The organism is Pseudomonas sp. PDM01, from assembly GCF_014852325.1.
GTDB lineage: Bacteria > Pseudomonadota > Gammaproteobacteria > Pseudomonadales > Pseudomonadaceae > Aquipseudomonas > Aquipseudomonas migulae.
Window position 1 is genome coordinate 59991 of the sequence record NZ_JACVBK010000010.1, and the last position, 26338, is coordinate 86328.

The following is a 26338-nucleotide window of genomic DNA, read 5'->3' on the forward strand; positions in this document are numbered from 1 at the left end:
TCCTTTGAGTTCAACAACCTGACGAAAAAAAGGCCTCGCAATGCGAGGCCTCTTCAGTTTTGTTGCTAACGCGGATCAGGCGAAGACGATTTCGTCGTTTTCCACCACACCCTTGGCGGTATCGCCGGGCATGAAACGACCCGACAAAATCAGCTGCGCCAGCGGGTTTTCGATCCAGCGCTGAATCGCACGTTTCAGTGGCCGTGCGCCGTACACCGGGTCGTAGCCAACCGCGATCAGCTTGTCCATGGCCTCAGGGCTGAGTTCCAGTTTCAGTTCGCGCTCAGTCAGGCGACTGCGCAGACGACCCAACTGGATCTCGGTAATGCCCGCGATCTGATCCCGTGCCAATGGCTCGAAGATCACTACTTCGTCGACCCGGTTGATGAACTCCGGCCGGAAGTGCGTGGAAATCGCATCCATCACCGCTGCGCGCTGAGCCTCACGATCACCGACCAGTTCCTGGATCTGTACCGAGCCCAGGTTGGAGGTCATGACGATCACGGTGTTCTTGAAATCCACCGTGCGGCCATGGCTGTCGGTCAGGCGGCCATCTTCCAGCACTTGCAGCAAGATGTTGAACACGTCCGGGTGGGCCTTCTCGACCTCATCCAGCAGGATCACCGAATAAGGCTTGCGACGCACCGCCTCGGTCAGGTAACCGCCCTCTTCATACCCTACGTAGCCTGGTGGCGCACCGATCAACCGTGCCACGGAATGTTTCTCCATGAACTCGGACATGTCGATCCGCACCATCGCCTCTTCGGTATCAAAGAGGAACTCGGCCAACGCCTTGCACAACTCGGTTTTACCGACACCGGTCGGGCCGAGGAACATGAACGAACCGCTTGGACGATTCGGGTCGGACAAACCGGCCCGCGAACGGCGCACCGCATTGGAAACCGCGATCACCGCTTCGTCCTGACCGATCACACGCTGGTGCAACAGGCCTTCCATCTTCATCAGCTTGTCGCGCTCGCCTTCGAGCATTTTCGACACGGGGATACCGGTCCACTTCGAGACGACTTCGGCGATTTCTTCCTCGGTCACCTTGCTGCGCAGCAACTGGTTTTCGCTTTTGCCATGCTGGTCGACCATTTGCAGGCTGCGCTCCAGGTCCGGGATCACCCCATATTGCAGCTCGGCCATGCGGTTCAGGTCGCCTTTACGGCGTGCGGCTTCCAGTTCCTGGCGGGACTGTTCGATTTTCTGCTGGATCTGCGCAGAACCCTGGACTTCGGCTTTTTCCGAGTTCCAGATTTCTTCGAGGTCCGAATACTCACGCTCATGACGAACGATTTCTTCCTGGAGTTTTTCCAGACGCTTGATCGCCGCTTCGTCGCTCTCTTTCTTCAGCGCCTGGGATTCCACCTTCAGCTGAATCAGACGACGCTCAAGACGGTCCAGCACTTCCGGCTTGGAGTCGATCTCCATGCGGATGCGGCTGGCCGCTTCGTCGATCAGGTCGATGGCCTTGTCCGGCAACTGACGATCGGTAATGTAGCGATGACTGAGCTTGGCCGCGGCGATGATCGCGCCGTCGGTGATCGCCACTTTGTGGTGAACTTCATAACGCTCTTTCAGGCCACGCAGAATGGCGATGGTGTCTTCTTCGCTCGGTTCATCCACCAACACTTTCTGGAAGCGCCGCTCAAGGGCCGCGTCCTTCTCTATATATTGGCGGTACTCGTTGAGCGTGGTCGCGCCGACGCAGTGCAACTCGCCACGGGCCAACGCAGGTTTGAGCATGTTGCCCGCATCCATCGAACCTTCGCCTTTACCGGCGCCGACCATGGTGTGCAGTTCGTCGATGAACAGAATGATCTGCCCTTCCTGCTTCGACAGCTCGTTGAGCAGGGATTTCAGGCGTTCTTCGAACTCGCCACGGTACTTGGCACCGGCAATCAGCGCGCCCATGTCCAGGGACAGCAGGCGTTTGCCTTTCAGGCCATCCGGCACTTCGCCGTTGATGATGCGCTGGGCCAGGCCTTCGGCGATGGCGGTTTTACCCACGCCAGGCTCACCGATCAGCACCGGGTTGTTCTTGGTGCGGCGTTGCAGCACCTGAATGGTCCGGCGAATTTCGTCGTCACGACCGATTACCGGATCGAGCTTGCCGTCTTCGGCGCGCTTGGTCAGGTCGACGGTGTATTTATCCAGCGCCTGACGCGACTCTTCGTGGTTGGCGTCGTTGACCGCTTCGCCACCACGCAGGTTGTTGATCGCGTTTTCCAGGGCTTTTTTGCTGACGCCCTGACCGAGCAACAATTTGCCGAGTTTGCTGTTCTCGTCCATGGCGGCGAGCAGCACCAGCTCACTGGAAATGAACTGATCACCCTTCTGCTGGGCCAGGCGATCCGCCTGGTTGAGCAGACGCGCCAAGTCCTGCGACATGTTGACGTCGCCGGTCGGGTTCTGGATTTTTGGCAGCTGGTCGAGCTCTTTGGTCAGCTCTTTACGCAGGCTGTTGACGTCAAAACCGACCTGCATCAACAGGGGTTTGATCGAACCACCCTGCTGTTCAAGCATGGCTTGCATCAAATGCGCCGGTTCAATACCGGGATGGTCAAGGCCGACGGCCAGCGATTGGGCGTCGGATAGAGCTAACTGCAATTTGCTGGTTAAACGATCTATACGCATGGGTCACCTTCCTTTTGAGCAGGCCGGACCTATAAAACATCCTGAATGAAGAAACCTGCCAGATACCGCTATAGATGTGGTCGATTCTGGGAGTTTCAAGCGTCGTGACGTTGATGCAGATCAGTCGAGTCTAGCTTTCGAGCCAGACCAGGGAGGCAAACCGACCAGTGCGAGGACTGCGACGGTAAGAAAAGAAGCGGGGATCGGTCACGGTGCAGAAACCGCCACCATAAACAGCAGTGACACCACGAACCGCCAGACGCAAACGCGCCAGCTCATAGATGTCAGCCATGAATTTGCCAGCGTTTTGGCTTGGGACGAAGGCTTTGGCGGATTCGGGCAATTGCTCGACGAAGGTAGCCCGCACTTCCGGGCCGACTTCAAAGGCTTGCGGGCCAATGGCCGGACCGAGCCAGACCAGCACGTCTTCCGAGGGCACGGCCAGCGCATCGAGCGTCGCTTCGAGCACACCCGCCGCCAACCCGCGCCAACCGGCGTGGGCCGCAGCGACACGAGTGCCGGCACGGTCGCAGAACAACGCGGGCAGGCAATCAGCCGTCATCGCCGCGCAGGCAATACCGGGCGTTGCCGTCCAGCTGGCGTCGGCGGTGGCCACAAGGCTTGGGTCCGCATGAGCCACGGCGATGCCGTGAACCTGCTTCAACCAGGCCGGCTGCATGGAGAAATGATCGGTGAGGCGACGGCGGTTTTCGGCAACAGCTTCGGGGCTGTCGTCGACGTGATCGCCGAGGTTGAGGCTGTCGAACGGCGCCAGACTGACGCCGCCCGCACGGGTGGTGACGCAGGCTTTCACCCCGGCAGGCGCAGGCCAGTCGGGAATCAGCCAGTCACTCATCCGATGAACGCCTCGCGGTCTTGCTTGAGCAGCGTCAGCAACCAGACGAAATCGTCCGGCAGTGGCGATTCCCAGCTCATGCGTTTACCGGTAGTCGGGTGATCCAGCTCCAGGAACCGCGCATGCAGCGCCTGACGCGGGAACGTCTTCAAGGAATCGACCATGGTCTGGCTGGCGGCTGGCGGAATACGGAAACGACCGCCGTAGGCAGGATCTCCGACCAACGGGTAGTTGATGTGCGCCATGTGCACGCGAATCTGGTGCGTACGACCGGTTTCCAGCTTCACCCGCACGTGAGTGTGGGAGCGGAAACGCTCAAGCACACGGTAATGGCTGACGGCTTGCTTGCCACCTTCCATCACGGCCATGCGCTGGCGTTGCTGGCCGTGACGACCGATCGGCGCGTTGATCTTGCCGCCCGCCGTCACCACGCCGATCACGATGCACTCGTAGATCCGGCTGACGCTGCGGCTCTGCAACTGTGTAACCAGCTGCGTCTGCGCTTGAATGGTCTTGGCCACCACCATCAGACCGGTGGTGTCCTTGTCCAGACGATGCACGATACCGGCGCGGGGCACATTGATGATGTCCGGTACGTGGTGCAGCAAGGCGTTGAGCAAGGTGCCATCAGCGTGACCGGCAGCCGGGTGCACCACCAGGCCCGCAGGCTTGTTGATCACCAGGATGTCGTCGTCTTCATAGACGATGTCCAGCTCGATGTCTTGAGCGATCCATTCGCCCTGAGCTTCCTGCTCGGCAGTCAGTTCAAGAATGGCGCCACCGTGAACGATGTCTCGCGGGCGGATAACCGCCCCATCCACAGTCAGGCGGCCGTCTTTGATCCAGGCGGAAAGGCGCGAGCGCGAGTGCTCAGCGAATAATTGTGCGGCGACTTGATCGAGGCGTTGGCCGCCCAATTCGGACGGCACCTCTGCGCGAAGTTCAATTTTATCGGACATGCTCAGACTAGGCGTCGGCACAGCCTTTGGTTTCGGCTGCGCGCTTGTGGTTAAATACGGCGTCTTTTGCCCCGAGGCTATTCAACGGGGCGCTCATCATAACAGGACGGCCTCGCCCAAGACAGCGGCCGTCATAGGGACGCAAGCCGCCATGCAAGTGAAACACCTGCTGCTGATCGCCATCCTCGCATTGACCGCTGCTTGCTCATCGAAGGAAGTCGTAGACGAAAACCTTAGCGAAGTCGAGCTGTACCAGCAGGCTCAGCAAGATCTGGACAACAATAGCTACACCGCCGCCACAGCCAAGCTGAAGGCGCTGGAGTCGCGTTATCCGTTCGGTCGCTACGCCGATCAGGCTCAACTCGAGCTCATCTACGCCAACTACAAGAACACCGAGCCTGAGGCTGCGAAGTCTGCCGCCGAGCGCTTCATTCGTTTGCACCCTCAGCATCCGAACGTGGACTACGCCTATTACCTCAAGGGCCTGACCTCTTTCGACCAGGACGTCGGCCTGCTGTCGCGTTTCCTGCCGCTGGACATGACCAAGCGTGACCCGGGTGCTGCCCGCGACTCCTACAACGAGTTCGCCCAGCTGACCAGCCGCTTCCCGAACAGCCGCTACTCGCCGGACGCCAAGCAGCGCATGATTTACCTGCGCAACCTGCTGGCTGCCTACGAGATTCACGTCGCCGACTACTACCTGACCCGTCAGGCCTACGTCGCTGCCGCGAACCGTGGTCGTTACGTGGTGGAAAACTTCCAGGAAACCCCATCGGTCGGCGACGGCCTGGCGGTGATGACTGAAGCCTACCAGCGTCTGCACCTGGACGACCTGGCAGCCACCAGCCTCGAAACCCTGAAGCTCAACTACCCGAACCACCCAACGCTGGTAGACGGTCAGTTCGTGCCATCGGTCGACGAAGCCGACAACCGTTCGTGGTTGAGCAAGGCGACTCTGGGCCTGATCGAATCCCGTCCACCGCTGCCGCCGGGCGAAACCCGCGCCAACCAGGACGTGCAGAGACAATTCCGGGACGCCAAAGAAGCGATTCCGAACGATCTCAAGCCTAAAGATGAAAATGGCGACGTGATCGAAGAAGAAAATCACGAAGCGGAAGGCAACAACAGCGACCGCTCGTGGTTCAGCTACATGACCTTCGGCGTGTTCGACTGATACGACCGGTGGTGCAAAAAGGAGCCTTTCGAGGCTCCTTTTTTATGTCCGGACTTTTATTGCGGCGCTAACAGGCTGTGCGCCCGTCATGTCCTTGGCTAAACTGCTTAATCACTCGTCATAAAGCAGCTCATCATGCTTCGTTTACTGTTCTGGATCGCCCTGATTGCCGCTGCGGTATGGTTCTGGCGCAAGTTCAAGGGTCAGGCTTCTGTGCCCAAGTCCCCCGCCGAACTGGAAGCCGCGCCCATGGTCCGCTGTGCCCATTGCGGCGTACATCTGCCCCGCGACCGCGCGCTGAGCCTTCAACAACAGTGGTATTGCAGCCAGGCTCACCTCGAGCAAGGCCCGGGCTCCAGTGATCGCTGAGACGTCCAGTCCCGGCAGCAAACAGGCTCAGCGACTGCTGCGCCTTTATCACCTCTACCGCCTAAGCGTCGGCATCACCTTGGTGCTGCTGATCTCCAGCAACCTGGACAACCAGTTGCTGACGTTCGCCAATGACAGCCTGTTGCGCAGTGGCAGCTGGCTGTACCTGGTGCTGAACATCTTGCTGGTGGTCTTCTTCGAGAACACCCGCCGCCCGGCGCAATTGTTCGGCCTGGCGCTGATTGATGTCCTGCTGTTGTGTGGCTTGTTCTACGCCGCCGGCGGTGTCGCCAGCGCCATCGGCAACTTGCTGATCGTCTCGGTGGCCATCAGCAACACCTTGTTGCGAAGCCGCATCGGCCTGCTGATCGCCGCCGTGGGCGCGCTCGGCATCGTCGGGCTGAGCTTTTTCCTGAGTTTCAGCCATCCCGCCAGCCCCAACGATTACCTGCAAGCCGGCACCCTCGGTGTGTTGTGCTTTGCCGCGGCGTTGCTGGTGCAAGGCTTGATCCAGCGCCTGGAAGTCAGCGAAACCCTCGCCGAACAACGGGCCAGCGAAGTGGTGGGCCTCGAAGCCCTCAATGCATTGATCCTGCAACGCATGCGCACCGGCATCCTGGTGCTCGACGGCCAACTGCGGGTGCAATTGGCCAACCACAGCGCGCTGATCTTACTGGGCCGAGACAAACTCGAAGGCCAACGGATCGACGACTGCTCGCCCATTCTGGTCGAACGCCTGCAACTGTGGCAGAACAATCCGACGCTGCGCCCCCAGAGCCTGAAAATCGCCAACAGCGGCCTGGAACTGCAACCGAGCTTCATTGCCCTGGCCCAAAGCCCACACCACCAAACCCTGGTCTTCCTTGAAGATCTCGCACAAATCGCCCAACAGGCCCAACAACTGAAGCTCGCCGCTTTGGGTCGCCTGACGGCCGGTATCGCCCACGAAATTCGCAATCCTTTGGGCGCCATTAGTCATGCCGCTCAGCTATTGCAGGAATCGGAGGAACTGAACGGCGCGGATCGACGTCTGACCCAGATTATTCAAGACCACTCTCAGCGAATGAATCGGGTTATCGAAAACGTCCTGCAACTGTCCCGCCGCCAGCAAACCGTACCGCAACGACTCGATCTGAAGCCGTGGCTGGAGCAGTTCGTGGCCGACAGTCGCGAAAGTGCGCTCGATCGTCAGCAGATTCACCTGCGCATCGGTTCAGGCGACTTCAAAACCCTGATGGACCCGAACCAGCTCACCCAGATTCTCGACAATTTGTTGCGCAACGCCTGGCGTCATAGCGCTCAGGTCCACGATCAGGCGCAGGTCTGGCTCGATTTGTTTGTCGACCCCGACAGCCAGTTGCCGATCATCGAGGTTCGGGACGATGGCCCCGGCGTGGCACCGGACCAGCAGGTGCATTTGTTCGAACCGTTCTATACCACCAGCGCCCAAGGCACAGGCCTGGGGCTGTATCTGTCCCGTGAGCTGTGCGAAAGCAATCAGGCCCGCCTAGACTTCAAGCCACGCCATGATGGCGGCTGCTTTCGCATCACCTTTGCTCACGGACGGAAACAAAGTTGAACATGTGCCCACGGCAAAAAGTCCTGATCGTCGACGACGAGCCGGATATCCGCGAACTCCTGGAAATCACCCTGGGACGGATGAAACTCGACACCTTCAGCGCCCGTAACCTCGGCGAAGCCCAGGCGCTGTTGAAGCGTGAGACCTTCGACCTGTGCCTGACCGACATGCGCCTGCCGGACGGCACCGGTCTTGAACTGGTGCAACATATCCAGCAACGCGCCCCAAACCTGCCGGTGGCCATGATTACCGCCTACGGCAGCCTCGAAACGGCGATCAACGCCCTCAAGGCCGGCGCCTTCGACTTCCTGACCAAACCGGTGGACCTCACGCGGCTGCGCGAACTGGTCACCAGCGCCCTGCGCATGCCGGCACCGGGCGCAGCCATCGACCGACGGTTGCTGGGCGACTCGCTGCCCATGCGCAGCCTGCGTAAACAAATCGACAAACTGGCCCGCAGTCAGGCGCCGATCTACATCAGCGGCGAGTCCGGCAGCGGCAAGGAACTGGTCGCCCGACTGATCCACGAACAAGGACCGCGCGCCAACCAGCCGTTTGTCCCGGTCAATTGCGGGGCGATACCGTCGGAACTGATGGAAAGCGAGTTTTTCGGCCATCGCAAAGGCAGCTTCAGCGGCGCCATCGAAGACAAGCCCGGGCTGTTCCAGGCCGCTCAGGGTGGCACGCTGTTCCTCGACGAAGTGGCCGACTTGCCGCTGTCGATGCAGGTCAAGCTGCTGCGGGCGATTCAGGAAAAAGCCGTTCGCAGCGTTGGCGGCCAGCAGGAAACCGTGGTCGATGTGCGGATCCTCTGCGCCACCCACAAAGACCTCGACGCCGAAGTCGCCGCTGAACGCTTTCGCCAGGATTTGTATTACCGGCTGAATGTGATTGAACTGCGGGTTCCGCCTTTGCGCGAGCGCCGCGACGACATCGAGTCATTGGCCGGTCATGTACTCAAGCGTCTGGCGGCAGCCAGCGGCCAACCCGTCCCGAAGCTCCACCCACAAGCGCTTGAAGCGCTGAAAAGCTATCGCTTTCCGGGCAATGTGCGGGAACTGGAGAATATGCTCGAACGCGCCCACACCCTGTGCGACAACAAACAGATCGAAGCCAGCGACTTGCGACTGGCCGAAGGCAATTGCAGCGCCGACAGCGGTGTGCCGGACCTGACGCAGATCGACAATCTGGAAGACTATCTGGAAAACGTCGAACGCAAACTCATCCTCCAGGCCCTGGAGGAAACCCGCTGGAACCGCACGGCAGCGGCTCAGCGATTGAATTTGTCGTTTCGGTCGATGCGTTACAGGTTGAAGAAATTCGGGCTGGATTGAGGGCCCCTTCGCGGGCAAGCCTCGCTCCTACAGGATTTGAGTCGATCGAAAATATTGTGATCGCCACAAATCCTGTAGGAGCGAGGCTTGCCCGCGAAGGCGTTCTGGAAGGCGACGAATGTTTCGCGTCTAGATCCGCCCGGCCGGCGCATACGGCGCCGGATCAATGATCGGCGTCCTGCCCAACATCACATCCGCAAACAACTGGCACGACGCCGGCGCCAGCACCAACCCGTTACGGTAATGCCCGCAGTTGAGCCACAACCCCTCGAAGCCCGGCACCCGGCCAATGTAGGGAATGCCCTCCGGCGAACCCGGTCGCAACCCCGCCCAATGCCCGACCACCTCGGCATCCGCCAGCGCTGGAATCAATTCCACTGCAGACGCTTTCAGGCTCTCTAGCGCAGAGCCGGTCGGTGTCTTGTCGAAGCCTTCATGTTCCAGCGTGCTGCCAATCAGAATGTGTCCATCCCGGCGAGGAATCGCATAACGACCCTTGGCCAGCACCATGCTCGGCAGGAAGTCCGCCGCGCACTTGTAAAGAATCATCTGCCCTTTCACGGGTTCAACCGGCAACGCAAGGCCCAGGCTTTTGAGCAAATCACCGCTCCAGGCACCCGCCGTCAGCACCACCTGATCACCGAGGATCGCGCCCGCCGAAGTCTGCACGCCGACGACTTTTTCGCCCTCGCGAACGAACCCGCTGACTTCGCACTGCTCATGAATCGTCACGTTCGGCATCGCCAGCAAGGCAGCCTTGAGGGATTTCACCAGCCGCGGATTGCGCACATTGGCCACGTCGGCCATGTAGATCGCGCGGGTGAAACCGCCACCCAGGACCGGCACCGCATCGTGCGCCGCCGAGATATCCACAGCCCGCAATGGACGGTTTTCCCGCTCAGCCCAGGCCAGCGCCTCGGCTTCATCGTCCAGGTCCAGCCAGTACAGGCCGGTGGTGTGCACTTCTGGATCAACCCCGGTCGCGGCAAACAGACGCTCGCCCAGCTGTGGATAAAAGTCCTGAGACCAATGGGCCAGCGCGGTAACTGCCGGGCTGTAGCGCCATGGGTAGAGTGGCGAAACGATACCGCCACCGGCCCAGGACGATTCCTGACCGACATTCGAACGGTCCAGCAGCACAACGCTCTGTACTTGCGACGCGAGATTGAACGCTGTCAGCAGGCCAATCACACCGCCGCCGACTATCACCACTTGCTGTTGCATGGTCATGTTCCGATCCAACCGTTAAAGAGACAGGAGGCGCAAAAGGCGCCCGAAAAAAAACTCAGCGACCCCAGCAATCTTTGGTGGTCAGTCCGGCCGTCGCATTGACCATGCTTCTGACACCGGTGTTGGTGATGGTGAAATCGCCACACTTGTCAGTCGCCATGCTGCCGGCCTTGCGTGTAGCGGTCAGCAGGAAGGTCTGGTCGGTCAGGGTCGGGGTGATGGTGTAATAGTCATTGCCGGCGCTCAGGCCGGTGGCACCGGTGTAGACATTACCCTTCGAGTAAAACCGTTCAAGAACCTGCGCCTGCTCGGAGAGCAGCCCGGCCACTTCAGCCCGGCGGCCCTTTTTCACGTATTCGGTGAGGCTCGGGTAGCCGATGGTGATGACGATCCCGATGATCGCAATCACGATCATGATTTCGATCAGGGTAAAACCTCGGTTGGATCTGCGCATGCCTCAACTCTCACTTACTGTATTTGTCGCCACATGATGCGACGGCTGCCACCGCCGCCCTTTTCGGTCAGCTTGGTTACCGTTGAACCTGTATCGGTTACGATCTTGCCGGTGCCGCCGTTGGTAACGGCGCTCAAGAATGGCATCCCGCTAGTGAAAATCACCCCGCTGGATATCGCATCGTTGCTGTCGACTAACCCATCGCCAGTGGTGTCGAGCACCGCGTAGTTGAGCATCTTACCGCTGAACGCATCCAGTTCGACCAGTTTGCCGGTGCCAAAACTGGCACAAGGGTCAGTGGTGTCCACAATGGCCGTGGTAAATACGATTCGCCCCAGCACCAGCGCCGCCTGGCTGATCACCCGTTCACCGGTCAATACGCTGTTGTAGACCAGTGGTAAATACCAGCCCTTCTCCGCCGGATAGGTCACTTCGTTCTGGCTGGTGGTGATGAATTGCCCCGTGCTTCCCGAGAACACACCGGTCACCGATTGGGCCTGCAAACTGGACGTGGTGATCTGTCCAGAGCCGCCGTCAGCATCCCACACCGCATAGAACGCCTGCAGATCCTTGTTGGTCTTGTCGACCGTTTCATTGAATTTGCCGGTACCGAAAAACACCACTTTGCCGCCCAGTGAATTGTCCGCCAACAGCGGCTGCGCGGTGATTGGCTGGGTGGCGCCGCCCGCCGTCGTGAACAACGGTTTGCCGGAAAACGCCACGCCCCAGGTGTCCGTGGTGGCGCCGCTCAAATCAAACTTCCATAAACGCCCTTTCAGATCCCCGCCATAGGCGGCCTGCACCACATTCTGCGAGTTGACCTTGAGTTTCACCGACGACAAACCGTTGGTGGTTTCCGTGCTGTCGATGACGATTTTCTTGATCAGCGACCCATCGCGGATATCCACCACGTACAACGCCGCCACACCCGAATTGCTGCCGTAGCCGTTGGAGATGAATGCCGCCCAACGACCATCCGCCAAGCGTGCCACTTCCGGACGGGCGTAGGCATAACCCAGATCATTGAAAACGTTCGCCGTGTTTGCTGTGGCAGGGGCACTGATTTCCCACAACGCCTTGGTCACGTTGCCGGCCGAGGCGTCAAACAGCTGCAAGGCGTAGAACGTCTTGCCGCCCGCGCCTGTTCCGCCGAGTGCCAGGGTTTTCCAGGCACTGTTGAGTTGAGCATCAAAAACGCCGACCTGACCGTCGACCAGAAACTTGTGGCTGACGCCGTTGATGTAGGCGGTATCGGCGATATAGCGCAACGATGGCAAAACACTGGAGGGCATGTAGGCATAACGCCTGGCGCCGTTACCCGAGTTGATGACGCTGACAAAACCATCGTTGGCATTGACCACCAGGCTGGTGTTCATGTTGCTGGATTTGGTGGCCAGATAGGTGCTGTAGCTGGTGTCACTGACCAGATCGGATGCGGTTTTTTCCGTGGGTGAGGCCAGCACCAAAGGCGAGTTGATGATGTCGCCGAGCAACATACTGCGTACTTTCAACCCGGTCTTGTTGGTCCCCTTGCTCCACTCCACCAGGTCGCTGCCCGTGGTGCCGGTTGGCAGGCCCTGATTCAGCACCGTCTGCTGTGCCGGGGCGAAATTGGCGAAGGCCAGCGTGACGGGGGCGTTGCTCACGTTGTTCCACGACTGGTAAATCGGCGCTGTGGCGCCGGGCACGATGGCCGTGTCAGTCGTCCAGAGCACCGTGGAGGTATTGACCGAGCCGGTGGCGGTGAACCCGTAAGACTTGATGGTGCCGCGCCAATCCTTGGGGTCGTAGCTGGTCTGGTAGTAAGCGGAACCGACCCCGACGATTGCGCTGCTGGTGGTGCCGCTCCCGCCGGAACCGGCTTTCGACGTGATGTCGCTGAGTGCTGATGACAACGCGGTATTCAGGCCGGCACTGTCCGTTGCCTGGTAGTACTTGCCCTGCCCGTAACCGGCGGCGTCCGACAACATCTGGTTCGCGGCGGTGAAACCCACGGTGTAGGTGTTCATGTTCTGTTTGGGGAAATCTGCGGCGTTCCAGTTTTTGCCACCGGCGTCGGTACCGGTGGTACGCATATCGATGTCAAAGGCGAACTTGGCGATGTCGTCCAGGTACAACGTATCCCCCTCACCATCACCGGAGAGGTTGTCGCCATCGTTCGCGCTGTTGCCGTCCCAGTTCGGCAAGCGGGCGCCACCGAGCGGATCGTTGGTCGGGAAGGTACGGTCGAACGTAGGCAGGCCATCGGTGATCACCACTCCATAGTTTTTCTGGCAGCGATACTGGATCGGGCTGGTGTAAGTGGTTGGCGTCGAGTTGTAGTACGGCGCCATGCCGCGCATGTACCGCGTAATCTCGTAATAGGTTTCCGCCAACGGGGTACTGGCGATTGCACTCAAACCATTGATGGAAGAGATCAACGCGTTGTAGTTGGTGTCCGCCTGGGATTGGGAAACGCTACCACTGACGGGAGACAGATCACTGACCGCGCGGGCGATAAAACCGCCGGGGCCGGAGTTGCCACTGACAGAAGGGTTGAATGTCGCCAGGCCTATTCTCAATGAACGGTTGCTGGTGACCAGATTGGTGGACACATCCTGCGCAACGCTGATGCGGTAATCATTGGGGATCGCACCGGTACCGGTGGTGAAATCCCTGTTCGAACCGTTGGCCAGTGTGACCAGATAAGACAGATAGTTAGCCGTATAACGCGTGTTTTCGTTGCCCACCGGGTCGGGCAGCTTCAGGCATATCGATGACAGTCCCAGGAAGCCCCGATAAAAACCGTACCAGTTGCCATTGTTGGAGCAACCGCCGCGATTGAGGCTCGACAAGGCGATGTTGGTATCGTCCATGTCCAGGTTCTGACCAGTCAGACACGAGCTGTTCGAACTGCAATTGGCAATTTGCGGGCGACTGACCGTCGGATCGAATCCCGGCGCCCAAATGATGTTGTTCATGCTCCCCGAATCATCGATCAGCAGCATCACGTTGGGCGCAACCGCCGCAGCGCTCAACAGGGGCGAGTCCGAAGGTATGAACGCGTACGCAGGCGCTGACAGGTAAAGACCCAATGCAATACCACTCAGTAACCGCCAGATCCCTGAGCACCTATTAGTATTTGGCATAGATGCTCTCCACCACACTGCGCACGTTGTTGCCCACAATGGCCACTGCCGTGACCCGATAAAGCGTCGCAGAGGTGTTGCTCGGCACATTCACGGCATTCAACGTGGTGCCGATGTTCTGTACCCCATAGAAACCGTTCGCGGCCGCGATCCAGGTGACCCCCGAGGAGGAATTGAGACCGGCAGCCGTGAGGGTCGATGACTCGGCGGGCGGCAAACATTGATTGCCGCTGCAAACCGGCAATGTATAGGTATCGAGCTGAACCGCACTTTCGCCGATGCGCAACGCGGCTTCGGCGATCTGGAACGACTGATTGCGCAGGGTGACGCTGCTGGCCATCTTTTCCTGCAGGGTTGCGTTCTGCATCGATGAAATGCCAATCAGCGTCAGCAACAGAAGGAACACCAGGCTGACCAGCAGCGCCATGCCGCGCTGGGCGTGAGGGGTAGCGGGAGAAAAACTCATCTGCCCTCCCCTCATGGCAAGCGGTTGCGCAAAGCGGCAACCACGTTGAATGTTTGATCGCGGACCCGGCTGTTCGGATCTTTCAGTGTCAGCGTCAGGCGCACACTACGGATTCGCGCAGGGTCGGACGGGTTGGTGCTGTAACTGGAAGCGGCCGTATCTGTGGCTGACGCTGCGAGACCGAAGCTCACGTCAAAGGCTTTGACGTTGTCGACAAGCACCGCCTGAGCCGGCGTGCCGATGCCACTGCCCATCGTCAGTTGGCCGTTCTTGAGGCTGTAGATCAGTCGTCGAATCGGAAACGCCAATTGTCCTGTGGCGGGAGCCTGCACGTTGGAGTAAGCCGTCGCGGTGTTTCGGCAATCCGAAACCACCGTCCAGGTCGGCGTACCGCCACCCGCTCCGACATCGGCGGTCACCAGGGTCAGCTTTAAATTGGCATTGTCCCAGCTGATCGGCGTTATTTGGCTGGCAGTAAAACTCGCCCCGGCGCTTGCATCAGTAATCGTCCCCAGACAACCAAACATCCCCACCATGCGGATTTCCTGAATCATTTTGCTCAGCACGAAACGCGCGTCTTCCTGCATGTTCGCCGCCGCGTTCTGGCTGACATACGTGTTCTTGGCCGCTATGAAAATCTGCGCCACACCGAGCACCACGACCAGGCTCAACGCCAACGCGATCAACATTTCGATCAGGCCGAAACCTCTGTTGAGCCGGTTCATGGTGTCGCCACCGGATCGACGGCGGCGCGACTGGTCAGCACAAAGCTGCGACGGGAGTTGGCGGCATTGGCAGCCCGCGAGTCGTCCCAGGTAATGGTGATGGTGTACACCCGCTGATTGAGGGTGACGCTGCCCGTAGCGGTGGCGCCGAGCATACTGACGATATTGGTGGTGAAGTCGTAGAGGTCCTGATCCCGGGCAACGTTGAGGTTGCCCGACGTCGGCGGCGTGACGGTGTAATCGGCGCCGGCGTTGGCGCGGATGCGGTCCATCATGTCGTAGGCGATAAAACTGGCCTGGCTGGTCATCCGCGAACTGTCGGTGTACTTCAGCGCATTGAGCTGGAACGCCGCCGCCCCCAACAGCCCCACGCTCAAAATCAACAACGCCACGAGAACCTCGATCAGCGTCATGCCCTCCTGTGCACGCTTGCTCCATCCCCTCATCCGCAACTTCCACCCAATAGAATTCGTCCGTTCAAACACACATTCAGCGTCCTGCTTTGCGCCCCCAGTACGTAGCTGATCACCACCGCCGTGGACGGTGCCGACAGACCGCCCAGATTGTTGAAATCGATGGCGGTCACGCCTGAGGTTAGCGTCAGAGTCGCGCCGCTGCTCATCGCGGGAACAACCCGCAATACATTGGCCACAGTGCCAGTACTGTCATAGACCGCTAATTCTCCGGTCCAGACGCTGCCACCCGCCGTCGGCCGCACCCGGGTGGTGATGCCGCGATCGATGGCCTCAAGCCGGGCGAAATTCAAGGCGCGCTGCAGGTCGCCGATCTCGGTGTCGGCCCTGGTGCCTTGCACCGAACGGGTAAACGCCGGCACGGCCAGGGTGATCAAAATCAAAAAGACTGCGAGCGCGACCAGCAACTCGATCAGCGTGAAACCTTTTGTACGATGATCCATCAATGCCCTCCGTTGCCGTCGGCTATACCTGCTGTTACACGCTAGAACAATCGACCCACAGGTGTCGGTTGTTTTGCCATTACTGCGCAAGGATTGCGCGGGCCACCGCACTCCAGGGAGGGAGATGTCATGCGTCAGCAGGGTTTCAGTCTGATTGAACTGCTCATGGGACTGACGATTGTCGGGATTGTTCTGCATCTGGTCAGTCCGGCGTTTGCAGCGCTCACGGAATCGAACCATCAGGAGGAGGCAGCGAAGTCGCTTGTCAGTGGCATGCGCAGTGCCAGAAGCGAGGCGATCACGCGAAACCAGGCTGTCGTCATACACGGGATAAACGACGATTGGGGCCAAGGCTGGCGGATGATTCTGGATTTAAATGGCAAGGGACATGAGGACAGCAACAATCCGCTGCTGGTCGAGCGCCGAAGCGACACTCGGGTGCCGGTTATCGGCAATCACTATGTCAGGACTTCAGTACGATTCAGCCATCTCGGCGAACCGCAGCACGGAGGCTTTCAAGCGGGGACATTGCATGTTTGCGCAAAACACGAGCCAGTGAGTCAGCACCAAGTGGTGCTGGCCCCGAGCGGTCGCGTCAGCCTGCGCAGCATCAAGGCTGTGCAGGCGTTGTGCGAGAAAGGAAAAAAATCAAAGCAGCGAACGAACGCGTAACTCTTTCGGCATGGAGAACGTGATGTTCTCCTCGCGACCCGCCAGTTCATCGGCACCGGTAGCGCCCCAGGCCTGCAACTGCTGGATCACGCCACGCACCAGTACTTCCGGTGCAGAGGCACCTGCGGTAATGCCGATGCGCTCGACACCGTCGAACCAGCTCTTTTGCAGGTCTTCAGCGCCGTCGATCAGGTAGGCCGGAGTGGCCATGCGTTCGGCCAGCTCACGCAGGCGATTGGAGTTGGAGCTGTTCGGGCTGCCGACAACCAGCACCACGTCGCATTCGTCGGCCAGCGTCTTGACGGCGTCCTGACGGTTTTGCGTGGCGTAGCAGATGTCGTCCTTGCGGGGGCCACCAATCGCCGGGAAGCGTGTACGCAGGGCGTCGATGACGCGGCTGGTATCGTCCATGGACAGGGTGGTCTGGGTCACGAACGCCAGTTTTTCGGGGTTGTTCACCTGCAACGCGGCGACGTCTTTCTCGTCCTCGACCAGGTAAATCGCGCCGCCATTGCTGCCATCGTACTGGCCCATGGTGCCTTCGACTTCCGGGTGACCGGCGTGGCCGATGAGGATGCATTCACGGCCATCACGGCTGTAGCGCGCGACCTCGATGTGCACTTTGGTCACCAGCGGGCAGGTGGCGTCGAACACCTTCAGGCCACGGCCGGCGGCTTCGGTACGCACCGCCTGGGAAACGCCGTGTGCACTGAAGATCACGATGACGTCGTCCGGTACCTGATCCAGCTCTTCAACGAAGATCGCGCCGCGAGCGCGCAAGTCTTCGACGACGAATTTGTTGTGGACCACTTCGTGGCGCACATAGATCGGCGGCCCGAAGACTTCCAGGGCGCGGTTGACGATTTCGATCGCCCGGTCCACACCGGCGCAGAAGCCACGGGGGTTGGCGAGTTTGATTTGCATGCTGTGCCTCGTGTCTTGCGCGCAGGAAAATTAGATCTTTGTAGGAGCCGGCTTGCCGGCGATGAGGCCCTTGGCGTTGCAGCGAGCCTGATGGCCCCATCGCTGGCAAGCCAGCTCCTACAGAACAGCGTTTACAGCGATTTGACGTTGATGATTTCCACGTCAAAGGTCAATGTCTTGCCGGCCAACGGATGGTTGAAGTCGATGGTCACTTGCTCGTCATCGAACTCTTTCACCACGCCAGGCAGCTCAGTATTCGCCGCATCGTTGAAGATCACCAGCAAACCCGGCGAAAGGTCCATGTCCTTGAACTGCGAACGCGGGATGATCTGCACGTTTTGCGGGTTCGGCTGACCGAAAGCGTTTTCCGGCTGAATCGTCAGCGTACGCTTGTCGCCGGCCTTGAAGCCGAACAGGGCCGCTTCGAAACCTGGCAACAGGTTACCGTCGCCGACCTGGAAGGTCGCCGGGGCTTTGTCGAAGGTGCTGTCGACGGTGTCGCCGTTCTCCAGGCGCAGTGCAAAGTGCAAGGTGACTTCCGTGTTCTGGCGGATGCGTTGCTCAGCCAATACCTGTTCAGTCATGAACTGCTTCTCCCGTCTTCTTTGATTTGAACATGTCCAGCGCCAGCATCACCGCACCCACAGTAATTGCACTGTCGGCGAAGTTGAACGCCGGGAAGTACCAGCGGTTCTGCCAATGTACCAGGATGAAATCGATCACATGGCCCAAGGCTATGCGGTCGTACAGATTGCCCAGCGCACCACCCAGGACCAGCGCCAATGCGATGGCCAGCCAGGTTTCGTTGCGCCCCAGACGCTTGAGCCACACCACCAGCACCGCACTGACCACGACCGCGATCAGGGCGAACAACCAGCGCTGCCAGCCCGAGCTGTCCGCCAGGAAGCTGAACGCCGCGCCTGTGTTGTAGGCCAGGGTCCAGCTGAAGTAATCGGGGATCACCACGATTTGCTGGTACATCTCAAGCTTGCCTTCGAAGTAGAACTTGCTGGCCTGGTCGATGACCAGGACCAGCAAACTCAACCAGAGCCAGCCCAGCCGTCCGAAACGGCCAATGGCGTTAGGCATAGTGACGAACCTCGCCAGTGCCGCTGATGTTATCGACGCAACGACCGCAGATTTCCGGATGTTCCGGGTTCACGCCGACGTCTTCACGGCAGTGCCAGCAACGGGCGCACTTGGCGAAAGCCGACTTGACGATTTTCAGCTTCAGGCCGCTGACTTCGGTGACCACTGCATCGGCCGGAGCCTGTACGAACGGCGCAACGCTGGCGGTCGAGGTGATCAGTACGAAGCGCAGTTCGTTGCTCAGCTTGGCCAGGTCGGCGCTCAGGGCGTCTTCGGCGAACAGCGTCACTTCGGCCTGCAGGTTGCCACCGACGGCTTTGGCCGCGCGCTGGATTTCCATTTCTTTGTTCACAGCGACCTTCACCGCCATGATCCGCTCCCAGTAGGCGCGGCCCAGTTCGACGTTTTCCGGCAGCTCGGTCAGGCCTTCGTACCAGGTGTTGAGCATCACCGATTCGTTGCGCTCGCCCGGCAGGTATTCCCACAGTTCGTCGGCGGTGAACGCGAGGATCGGCGCGATCCAGCGCACCAGCGCTTCGGAGATGTGGTACAGCGCGGTTTGCGCCGAACGGCGGGCCTTGCTGTTGGCGCCAGTGGTGTACTGACGGTCCTTGATGATGTCGAGGTAGAAACCGCCCAGCTCCTGCACGCAGAAGTTGTGGATCTTGGAGTAGACGTTCCAGAAGCGGTATTCGCCGTAGTGCTCTTGCAGTTCGCGTTGCAGCAGCAAGGTGCGATCCACGGCCCAACGGTCCAGCGCGAGCATTTCTTCGGCCGGCAGGATGTCGGTGGCCGGGTTGAAACCGGTCAGGTTGGAGAGCAGGAAGCGCGCGGTGTTACGGATACGCCGGTAGGCGTCCGCACTGCGTTGCAGGATCTGCTCGGAAACCGCCATTTCACCCGAGTAGTCGGTGGAAGCTACCCACAGACGCATGATGTCGGCGCCCAGGGTGTCGTTGACCTTTTGCGGCGCGATCACGTTGCCCAGCGACTTGGACATCTTGCGGCCGGACTCGTCGACGGTGAAGCCGTGGGTCAGCAGCTCGCGGTATGGCGCGTGGTCGTCGATGGCGCAACCGGTCAGCAGCGACGAATGGAACCAGCCACGGTGTTGGTCCGAGCCTTCCAGGTAAAGGTCGGCGCGTGGACCGGTTTCGTGGCCCATCGGGTGCGAACCGCGCAGGACGTGCCAGTGCGTGGTGCCCGAATCGAACCAGACGTCCAGGGTGTCGCTGATCTTGTCGTACTGCGGCGCTTCGTCACCGAGCAGCTCGGCAGCGTCCATCTTGAACCAGGCTTCGATGCCTTCGACTTCAACGCGCTTGGCGACTTCTTCCATCAGCTCGGCGGTACGTGGGTGCAGCTCGCCGCTTTCCTTGTTCAGGAAGAACGGGATCGGCACGCCCCAGTTACGCTGACGGGAGATGCACCAGTCCGGACGGTTGGCGATCATCGAGTGCAGGCGCGCCTGGCCCCAGGCCGGAACGAACTGAGTTTCTTCGATGGCTTTAAGAGCGCGTTTGCGCAGGGTGTCGCCGCTGACAGGCTCTTTGTCCATGCCGATGAACCACTGCGCGGTGGCGCGGTAGATCAGCGGGGTCTTGTGACGCCAGCAGTGCATGTAGCTGTGTTCGATGATGGTGGTGTGCAGCAGCGAACCGACTTCGGTCAGTTTGTCGACGATGGCCGGGTTGGCTTTCCAGATGAACTGGCCGCCAAAGAACTCCAGCGAAGTCGCGTATACGCCGTTGCTTTGCACCGGGTTGAGGATGTCGTCGTTGACCATGCCGTATTTCTTGCAGGTCACGAAGTCGTCCACGCCGTAGGCCGGAGCGGAGTGAACCACACCGGTGCCAGCGCCCAGTTCAACGTAGTCGGCCAGGTAAACCGGCGACAGACGGTCGTAGAACGGGTGACGGAAGTTGATCAGTTCCAGTTCTTTACCGGTGGTGGTCGCGATGACCGAACCTTCCAGGCTGTAACGGACCAGGCAGGATTCAACCAGCTCTTCAGCCAGCACCAGCAACTTGTCGCCGACATCGACCAGGGCGTAGTTGAATTCCGGGTGAACGTTCAGCGCCTGGTTGGCCGGGATGGTCCACGGGGTGGTGGTCCAGATCACGATCGAAGCAGGCTTGCCCAGCGACGGCAGACCGAAAGCGGCAGCCAGCTTGGCTTCATCGGCAATCGGGAACGCTACGTCGATGGTCGAGGACTTTTTGTTCTCGTACTCGACTTCCGCTTCAGCCAAGGCCGAACCGCAGTCGAAGCACCAGTTCACAGGCTTCAGGCCCTTGAACACGAAACCGCCCTTGACGATTTCGGCGAGCGCGCGGATTTCACCGGCCTCGTTCTTGAAGTCCATGGTCTTGTACGGGTTGGCGAAGTCGCCCAACACGCCCAGACGGATGAATTCGGATTTCTGGCCTTCGATCTGCTCGGTGGCGTAGGCACGGCACAGTTCGCGGGTCTTGTCCGCGCCCAGGTTCTTGCCGTGGGTCACTTCGACTTTGTGCTCGATCGGCAGACCGTGGCAGTCCCAGCCCGGAACATAAGGCGCGTCGAAACCCGACAGGGTTTTCGAGCGGATGATCATGTCCTTGAGGATCTTGTTCAGCGCATGACCGATGTGAATCGTGCCGTTGGCGTACGGAGGACCGTCGTGCAGAACGAACTTCGGACGATCCTTGCCAATCTCGCGCAACTTTCCGTACAGGCCAATACTGTCCCAGCGCTGCAGAATCTGCGGTTCGCGCTGTGGCAGGCCGGCCTTCATTGGGAAGGCGGTGTCCGGAAGGTTTAGCGTGGCTTTATAGTCGGTCATTTATGGCTCTTCATTAGCGATTGGCGCTAGGTGCGACAGGGCACGGGCGGCGGCGACATCCGCATTGATCGCCGTCTTAAGCGCCTCCAGAGAGGCGAAACGCTGCTCGTCACGCAGCTTGTGGTGGAAAACCACCGTCAAACGCCGGTCATACAGATCGCCGGCAAAATCTAAAAGATGTACTTCGAGGTGGGCTTTGCCATCCCCTTGGACCGTAGGACGCACGCCAATATTGGCGACGCCTGGACAGGTCTTGCCGTCGATGTCGACGTTGACCAGGTAAACCCCGGTGAGCGGCACGCGACGGCGCTTGAGTTGAATGTTGGCGGTTGGCGTACCCAACTGGCGCGCCAGTTTCTGGCCATGCAGGACTCGCCCGGTAATCTGGAACGGCCGACCGAGCAGGCGCTCTGCCAAGGCAAAATCGGCAGCGGCCAGGGCATTTCGCACCTGGGTGCTGCTGACGCGAATACCGTCCAGCTCAACGGTTTGCGCCGCTTCGACGGTGAAGCCCTGCATGACGCCGGCCTGTTGCAGGAAATCGAAATCCCCTACCCGGTCACAGCCGAAGCGGAAGTCGTCACCGACCTCAAGATGCTGCACGCCGAGACCGTCCACCAGAATGGTATCAACGAATTCGCTGGCGCTGAGCTTGCTCAGGCGCTGGTTGAAAGCCAGGCACAGGACCCGGTCGACGCCTTCGTCAGCCAGCAGCTGCAGTTTGTCGCGCAGGCGCGCCAAGCGGGCCGGCGCTGTCTCCGGGGCGAAAAACTCCCGTGGCTGCGGCTCGAAAATCACCACGCAGCTGGGCACGCCCAACTCGAGCGCTCGCTCACGCAGCCTCGCCAGGATAGCCTGGTGGCCACGGTGAACACCGTCAAAGTTGCCAATAGTGGCGACACAGCCCCGATGCTGGGGGCGCAGGTTGTGGAGGCCTCGAACCAGCTGCATAACGCGCTTCTTGCTCATAAAGTGGTCGATTATAACCACACCCGGCGGCCGACGACAGGCAACACCGTAACCCAAAGTGATCGAACCGACAAAACCGCCGGCCCGCCCGTGTTTATCGAGGCAAAAGCCTCAGTTCAGCGCCTTGCGATTGAAGTCGCGCAAACGGAAGCCCATCAACAGCAACATGCCGAAATACGAGACCACGCCAGCCCCTACCAGAGCGCCCAGACGCAGGAATCGCTCAAGCATGTGGCCCTGATCCCAGGCCGGCATGAAATGCATCCCGGCCAGCAACACCGCGGACATCACCGTGACCGCTACCACCAGTTTGGCACCGAACTTCGCCCAGCCCGGCTGCGGCTGATACATCTGCTGTTTGCGCAGCTGATAGAACAACAACCCGGCGTTAAGGCAGGCACCGGCGCTGATCGCCAGAGCCAGACCGGCATGGGCCAGCGGCCCGATCAGCACCAGGTTGAACAACTGGGTAACCACCAGGGTGAAAATTGCGATTTTCACCGGCGTGCGAATGTTTTGTTGCGCATAAAAGCCCGGCGCCAGCACTTTGATCACGATAATCCCAAGCAACCCGACCGAATACGCAATGAGCGCGCGCTGAGTCATGGACGCATCGAAGGCGTTGAACTGGCCGTATTGAAACAGTGAGACCGTCAGCGGCTCAGCGAGAATCCCCAACGCCAGCGAGCACGGCAGCACCAGCACAAAGCACAGGCGCAGCCCCCAATCGAGAATCCGCGAATACTCTGCGCGATCCTTGCTGGCGTAGGTCTTGGCCAGGGTCGGCAGCAGGATCGTGCCCAGCGCCACACCCAGCACGCCGGACGGCAATTCCATCAGTCGGTCGGCGTAATACATCCACGACACCGAACCGGCGACCAGGAACGAGGCAAAAATGGTGTTGATGATCAGCGAAATCTGGCTCACCGAAACGCCGAGAATCGCCGGCAGCATCTGTTTCATGACCCGCCACACGCCACTATCACGCAGGTTCAGGCGTGGCAGCACCAGCATGCCGATCTTTTTCAGGTGCGGCAGTTGATAGAGCAACTGCGCCAGACCACCCGCCAGCACCGCCCAACCCAGCGCCATGACCGGCGGATCGAAATACGGTGTCAGGAACACCGCAAAGATGATCATGCTGACGTTGAGCAAGGTCGGCACGAAGGCCGGCACCGAGAAGCGGTTATAGGTGTTGAGGATCGCCCCGGCCAATGAAGACAGGGAGATCAGCAATATATAAGGGAATGTCACCCGCAACAGGCTGGAGGTCAGCTCGAATTTTTCCGGGGTATCGGTGAAACCGGGCGCGGTCACCCAGATGACCCACGGCGCAGCGAGCATGCCCAACGCAGTGACCACTGCCAGCGCCAGGGTCAGCAGTCCGGAGACGTAGGCAATAAAGGTCCGCGTCGCCTCTTCGCCTTGCTGACTTTTATATTCAGCGAGAATCGGCACAAACGCCTGGGAAAACGCCCCCTCGGCGAAGATCCGGCGCAGCAGATTGGGCAGTTTGAAGGCGATAAAGAAGGCGTCGGTGGCCATTCCCGCACCAAAAATACGCGCAATGAGGGTGTCACGGACGAACCCCAGAATCCGGGAAAGCATCGTGATAGAGCTGACGGCGGCCAACGATTTGAGCAGATTCATTGAAAGAGTTTGTGCCTGTCGATAAACAGCAGGCGAACAAAGCGCCCACTTATGCGATACTCCGCGCCGCAGCAGCACAGAGCCAAAGCTCGCGAGTTTACAGGTCAAGCGCCGGAAATAAATATCCCGCCTCTTTATACCTACCACTTAGCGGAACGTCTCAACCGCCCTTGACAAGACATCAACTCATCGGCATGATTCGCGGCCTATTTTGTTTGCTATTTCCTAAAAAGTCTTTCGAGGAGCTCGACGGTGGCCAACACACCTTCCGCCAAAAAACGTGCAAAACAGGCTGAGAAGCGTCGCAGCCACAACGCCAGCCTGCGTTCCATGGTTCGTACCTACATCAAGAATGTAGTTAAAGCCATCGACGCAAAAGACGCTGAAAAAGCTCAAGCTGCTTACGTTCTGGCCGTGCCAGTTATCGACCGTATGGCCGATAAAGGCATCATCCACAAGAACAAGGCTGCTCGCCATAAGAGCCGCCTGAATGGCCACGTCAAGGCTCTGAACCTTGCTGCTGCCTAAGTAACACGCTTGTTAAAAAACCGACCTCAGGGTCGGTTTTTTATTGCCTGCGAATTGTGTTGCACGCCTGAGATCCCATTGAAACTGATCGCCAGCAAGCCGGCTCCTACAGGTATTGCGCAATCCTTGTAGGAGCCAGCTTGCTGGCGATAGCGGTCTTCAGATCACTGATGAGCCCAAGGCAGGATAGGAATCGCCGTCACCGCATTCTGCGGACTACCCTCAATCAAGCGATCGCTGTACACCAGATACACCAGCGTATTGCGCTTCTTGTCGAGGAAACGCACCACCTGCATAGTCTTGAAGACTAGCGAAGTACGCTCCTTGAACACTTCTTCGCCATCCTTCAACTCCCCCTTGAAGTTGATCGGACCAACCTGACGGCACGCAATGGACGCTTCCGCTCGATCTTCAGCCAGACCCAAGCCACCCTTCACACCGCCCGTCTTGGCCCGGGACAGGTAGCACGTCACCCCTTCGACCTTCGGATCATCAAATGCCTCAACGACGATGCGGTCGTTCGGGCCGACGAACTTGAACACCGTCGACACCTGGCCGATTTCCTCAGCCGAAGCCAGCAGCGGCATTGCCAACAGCAAGCCCAACAACCCTTTTGCCACGCGCATTCAAATATTCCTTCAGACCAGGATCAGGTTATCGCGGTGAACCAGTTCCGGCTCCGCCATGTAACCCAACAGACCGACAATCGCCTCAGACGACTGACCGATGATTTTTTGTGCTTCCAGCGCGCTGTAGTTGGCCAGGCCACGGGCGATTTCACGACCGTCCGGCGCCACGCACACCACCATTTCACCGCGACGGAAACTGCCCTGAACCAGTTTGACACCCACCGGCAGCAGACTTTTATTGCCTTGGGACAAGGCCGTCACCGCACCGGCATCCAGCACCAGCGTGCCGCGAGTTTGCAGATGCCCGGCCAGCCATTGCTTGCGCGCCGCCAGCATGCCACGCTCCGGCGACAGCAAGGTGCCGATGCGCTCGCCGGCCTTCAGGCGATCCAGCACACGCTCAAGGCGCCCACCGACGATGATGGTGTGCGCACCGGAACGGGCCGCCAAGCGCGCCGCACGCAACTTGGTCTGCATGCCGCCACGACCCAACGCACCACCGGTACCGCCCGCCACTGCATCCAGCGCCGGATCATCAGCGCGCGCTTCGTAAATCAGCTTGGCATCGGGATTGTTGCGCGGATCGGCGTCGAACATGCCGTCGCGATCCGTCAGGATCACCAGCAAATCAGCCTCGACCAGGTTGGCCACCAGCGCCGCAAGCGTATCGTTGTCGCCGAAACGGATTTCGTCGGTGACCACGGTGTCGTTTTCGTTGATCACCGGGATCACTTTCAACTCGACCAAGGCACGCAAGGTGCTGCGGGCATTCAAGTAGCGCTTGCGGTCGGACAGATCGTCATGAGTCAGAAGAATCTGCGCAGTGTGCCGGCCATGCTCGGCAAAGCTCGACTCCCACGCCTGAACCAGACCCATCTGACCGATGGCGGCAGCAGCCTGCAATTCGTGCATCGCACTGGGTCGCACGGTCCAGCCCAGACGGCTCATGCCCGCCGCTACCGCCCCGGAGGACACCAGCACCAGCTCGACGCCCGCCTCATGCAAGGCCACCATCTGTTCAACCCAGACACCCATTGCCGCGCGATCCAGGCCCTTGCCGTCCGCCGTCAGCAACGCGCTGCCGATTTTCACGACCCAACGCTGCGCACCTGTCACCTTGCTCCGCATCATCTTCAACCTTAGCTTGAGGGCAGCGCGACCCAGCGCTGCCCGTGACGTTAATCGTGGCTATTTGTTACCAACAATCGATTTCCAGATACTAA

At 59.6% G+C, this 26338-nt stretch carries 24 protein-coding genes; 6 read left to right on the plus strand and 18 right to left on the minus strand.

What is annotated here, in order from left to right; genetic code table 11:
• Window positions 1–75: 75 nt before the first annotated feature.
• The 3 genes from clpB to rluD all read right to left on the minus strand — a co-directional run bounded on the left by clpB (window position 76) and on the right by rluD (window position 4455).
• Window positions 76–2640, minus strand: coding sequence for an ATP-dependent chaperone ClpB (clpB, locus tag IB246_RS23725; RefSeq protein WP_008037881.1), 2565 nt, complete (start codon window positions 2638–2640; stop codon window positions 76–78).
• Window positions 2641–2770: 130 nt separating this feature from the next.
• Window positions 2771–3496: a peptidoglycan editing factor PgeF gene (gene pgeF / locus IB246_RS23730; RefSeq protein WP_008037882.1), complete on the minus strand. Its 726-nt coding sequence runs from the start codon at window positions 3494–3496 to the stop codon at window positions 2771–2773.
• Entirely contained in the window at window positions 3493–4455 is a 963-nt protein-coding gene (gene rluD, locus IB246_RS23735; RefSeq protein WP_008028788.1) for a 23S rRNA pseudouridine(1911/1915/1917) synthase RluD, read from the minus strand. The genes pgeF and rluD overlap by 4 nt, the downstream gene beginning before the upstream one ends.
• 151 nt (window positions 4456–4606) lie before the next feature.
• Between rluD and IB246_RS23740 the strand changes: the two genes are divergently transcribed.
• From IB246_RS23740 to IB246_RS23755, 4 genes are all read left to right on the plus strand, one after another.
• Entirely contained in the window at window positions 4607–5629 is a 1023-nt protein-coding gene (locus IB246_RS23740; RefSeq protein WP_008028792.1) for an outer membrane protein assembly factor BamD, read from the plus strand.
• A gap of 135 nt (window positions 5630–5764) precedes the next feature.
• On the plus strand, window positions 5765–5998 hold the full coding sequence (locus IB246_RS23745; protein ID WP_008037883.1) for a PP0621 family protein: 234 nt from the start codon (window positions 5765–5767) through the stop codon (window positions 5996–5998).
• The gene (locus IB246_RS23750) at window positions 5988–7577 is read left to right on the plus strand and encodes a sensor histidine kinase (RefSeq protein ID WP_008037884.1); all 1590 of its coding nucleotides are present in this window, start codon (window positions 5988–5990) and stop codon (window positions 7575–7577) included. Before IB246_RS23745 ends, IB246_RS23750 begins: the two co-directional genes overlap by 11 nt.
• 2 nt (window positions 7578–7579) lie before the next feature.
• Entirely contained in the window at window positions 7580–8911 is a 1332-nt protein-coding gene (locus tag IB246_RS23755) for a sigma-54-dependent transcriptional regulator (protein ID WP_008037885.1), read from the plus strand.
• Window positions 8912–9040: 129 nt separating this feature from the next.
• Here the strand turns inward: IB246_RS23755 and thiO are convergent, their stop codons facing one another.
• The 7 genes from thiO to IB246_RS23790 are packed head-to-tail and all read right to left on the minus strand — an operon-like array spanning window position 9041 to window position 15830.
• A complete protein-coding gene (gene thiO / locus IB246_RS23760; RefSeq protein WP_008037886.1) occupies window positions 9041–10141 on the minus strand; it encodes a glycine oxidase ThiO in 1101 nt (366 codons plus the stop codon).
• 55 nt (window positions 10142–10196) lie between these two features.
• On the minus strand, window positions 10197–10595 hold the full coding sequence (locus tag IB246_RS23765) for a type IV pilin protein (protein WP_008028801.1): 399 nt from the start codon (window positions 10593–10595) through the stop codon (window positions 10197–10199).
• Window positions 10596–10609: 14 nt separating this feature from the next.
• The gene (locus IB246_RS23770) at window positions 10610–13723 is read right to left on the minus strand and encodes a pilus assembly protein (RefSeq protein ID WP_192230184.1); all 3114 of its coding nucleotides are present in this window, start codon (window positions 13721–13723) and stop codon (window positions 10610–10612) included.
• The gene (locus IB246_RS23775) at window positions 13710–14189 is read right to left on the minus strand and encodes a PilX N-terminal domain-containing pilus assembly protein (protein ID WP_008037888.1); all 480 of its coding nucleotides are present in this window, start codon (window positions 14187–14189) and stop codon (window positions 13710–13712) included. The genes IB246_RS23770 and IB246_RS23775 overlap by 14 nt, the downstream gene beginning before the upstream one ends.
• 11 nt (window positions 14190–14200) lie before the next feature.
• On the minus strand, window positions 14201–14914 hold the full coding sequence (locus tag IB246_RS23780) for a PilW family protein (RefSeq protein ID WP_008037889.1): 714 nt from the start codon (window positions 14912–14914) through the stop codon (window positions 14201–14203).
• Complete coding sequence (pilV, locus tag IB246_RS23785; RefSeq protein WP_008037891.1) at window positions 14911–15360, minus strand: type IV pilus modification protein PilV; 450 nt, start codon at window positions 15358–15360, stop codon at window positions 14911–14913. Before pilV ends, IB246_RS23780 begins: the two co-directional genes overlap by 4 nt.
• A complete protein-coding gene (locus tag IB246_RS23790; protein ID WP_008028811.1) occupies window positions 15357–15830 on the minus strand; it encodes a GspH/FimT family pseudopilin in 474 nt (157 codons plus the stop codon). Before IB246_RS23790 ends, pilV begins: the two co-directional genes overlap by 4 nt.
• Window positions 15831–15959: 129 nt before the next feature.
• Between IB246_RS23790 and IB246_RS23795 the strand changes: the two genes are divergently transcribed.
• Window positions 15960–16502 (plus strand): GspH/FimT family pseudopilin, encoded by a 543-nt coding sequence (locus tag IB246_RS23795; protein WP_008037893.1) that lies wholly within the window; start codon window positions 15960–15962, stop codon window positions 16500–16502.
• On the opposite strand, the gene ispH is transcribed toward IB246_RS23795, so the two are convergent.
• The 6 genes from ispH to murJ all read right to left on the minus strand — a co-directional run bounded on the left by ispH (window position 16479) and on the right by murJ (window position 23958).
• A complete protein-coding gene (gene ispH / locus IB246_RS23800) occupies window positions 16479–17426 on the minus strand; it encodes a 4-hydroxy-3-methylbut-2-enyl diphosphate reductase (protein ID WP_008028815.1) in 948 nt (315 codons plus the stop codon). The two genes, IB246_RS23795 and ispH, sit on opposite strands and share 24 nt — an antisense overlap.
• Before the next feature lie 131 nt (window positions 17427–17557).
• Window positions 17558–17995, minus strand: coding sequence for an FKBP-type peptidyl-prolyl cis-trans isomerase (gene fkpB, locus IB246_RS23805; RefSeq protein WP_177318165.1), 438 nt, complete (start codon window positions 17993–17995; stop codon window positions 17558–17560).
• A gap of 7 nt (window positions 17996–18002) precedes the next feature.
• Window positions 18003–18515 carry a signal peptidase II gene (gene lspA, locus IB246_RS23810; protein ID WP_008028819.1) on the minus strand — a complete coding sequence of 171 codons (513 nt, stop codon included), beginning with the start codon at window positions 18513–18515 and terminating at the stop codon, window positions 18003–18005.
• Window positions 18508–21339: an isoleucine--tRNA ligase gene (ileS, locus tag IB246_RS23815; RefSeq protein WP_192230186.1), complete on the minus strand. Its 2832-nt coding sequence runs from the start codon at window positions 21337–21339 to the stop codon at window positions 18508–18510. The genes lspA and ileS overlap by 8 nt, the downstream gene beginning before the upstream one ends.
• Window positions 21340–22290 carry a bifunctional riboflavin kinase/FAD synthetase gene (gene ribF, locus IB246_RS23820; RefSeq protein ID WP_192230187.1) on the minus strand — a complete coding sequence of 317 codons (951 nt, stop codon included), beginning with the start codon at window positions 22288–22290 and terminating at the stop codon, window positions 21340–21342.
• Window positions 22291–22419: 129 nt separating this feature from the next.
• Complete coding sequence (gene murJ, locus IB246_RS23825) at window positions 22420–23958, minus strand: murein biosynthesis integral membrane protein MurJ (RefSeq protein WP_008037902.1); 1539 nt, start codon at window positions 23956–23958, stop codon at window positions 22420–22422.
• A 252-nt stretch (window positions 23959–24210) separates the two neighbouring features.
• Here murJ and rpsT point away from each other — a divergent pair, with 252 nt between their 5' ends.
• Window positions 24211–24486 (plus strand): 30S ribosomal protein S20, encoded by a 276-nt coding sequence (rpsT, locus tag IB246_RS23830; RefSeq protein WP_008028826.1) that lies wholly within the window; start codon window positions 24211–24213, stop codon window positions 24484–24486.
• Window positions 24487–24650: 164 nt separating this feature from the next.
• Here the strand turns inward: rpsT and IB246_RS23835 are convergent, their stop codons facing one another.
• Together IB246_RS23835 and proB are read right to left on the minus strand one after the other, a co-directional pair.
• On the minus strand, window positions 24651–25112 hold the full coding sequence (locus tag IB246_RS23835; RefSeq protein ID WP_008028828.1) for a CreA family protein: 462 nt from the start codon (window positions 25110–25112) through the stop codon (window positions 24651–24653).
• A gap of 12 nt (window positions 25113–25124) precedes the next feature.
• Entirely contained in the window at window positions 25125–26243 is a 1119-nt protein-coding gene (gene proB / locus IB246_RS23840) for a glutamate 5-kinase (RefSeq protein ID WP_017340857.1), read from the minus strand.
• Window positions 26244–26338: the final 95 nt, after the last annotated feature.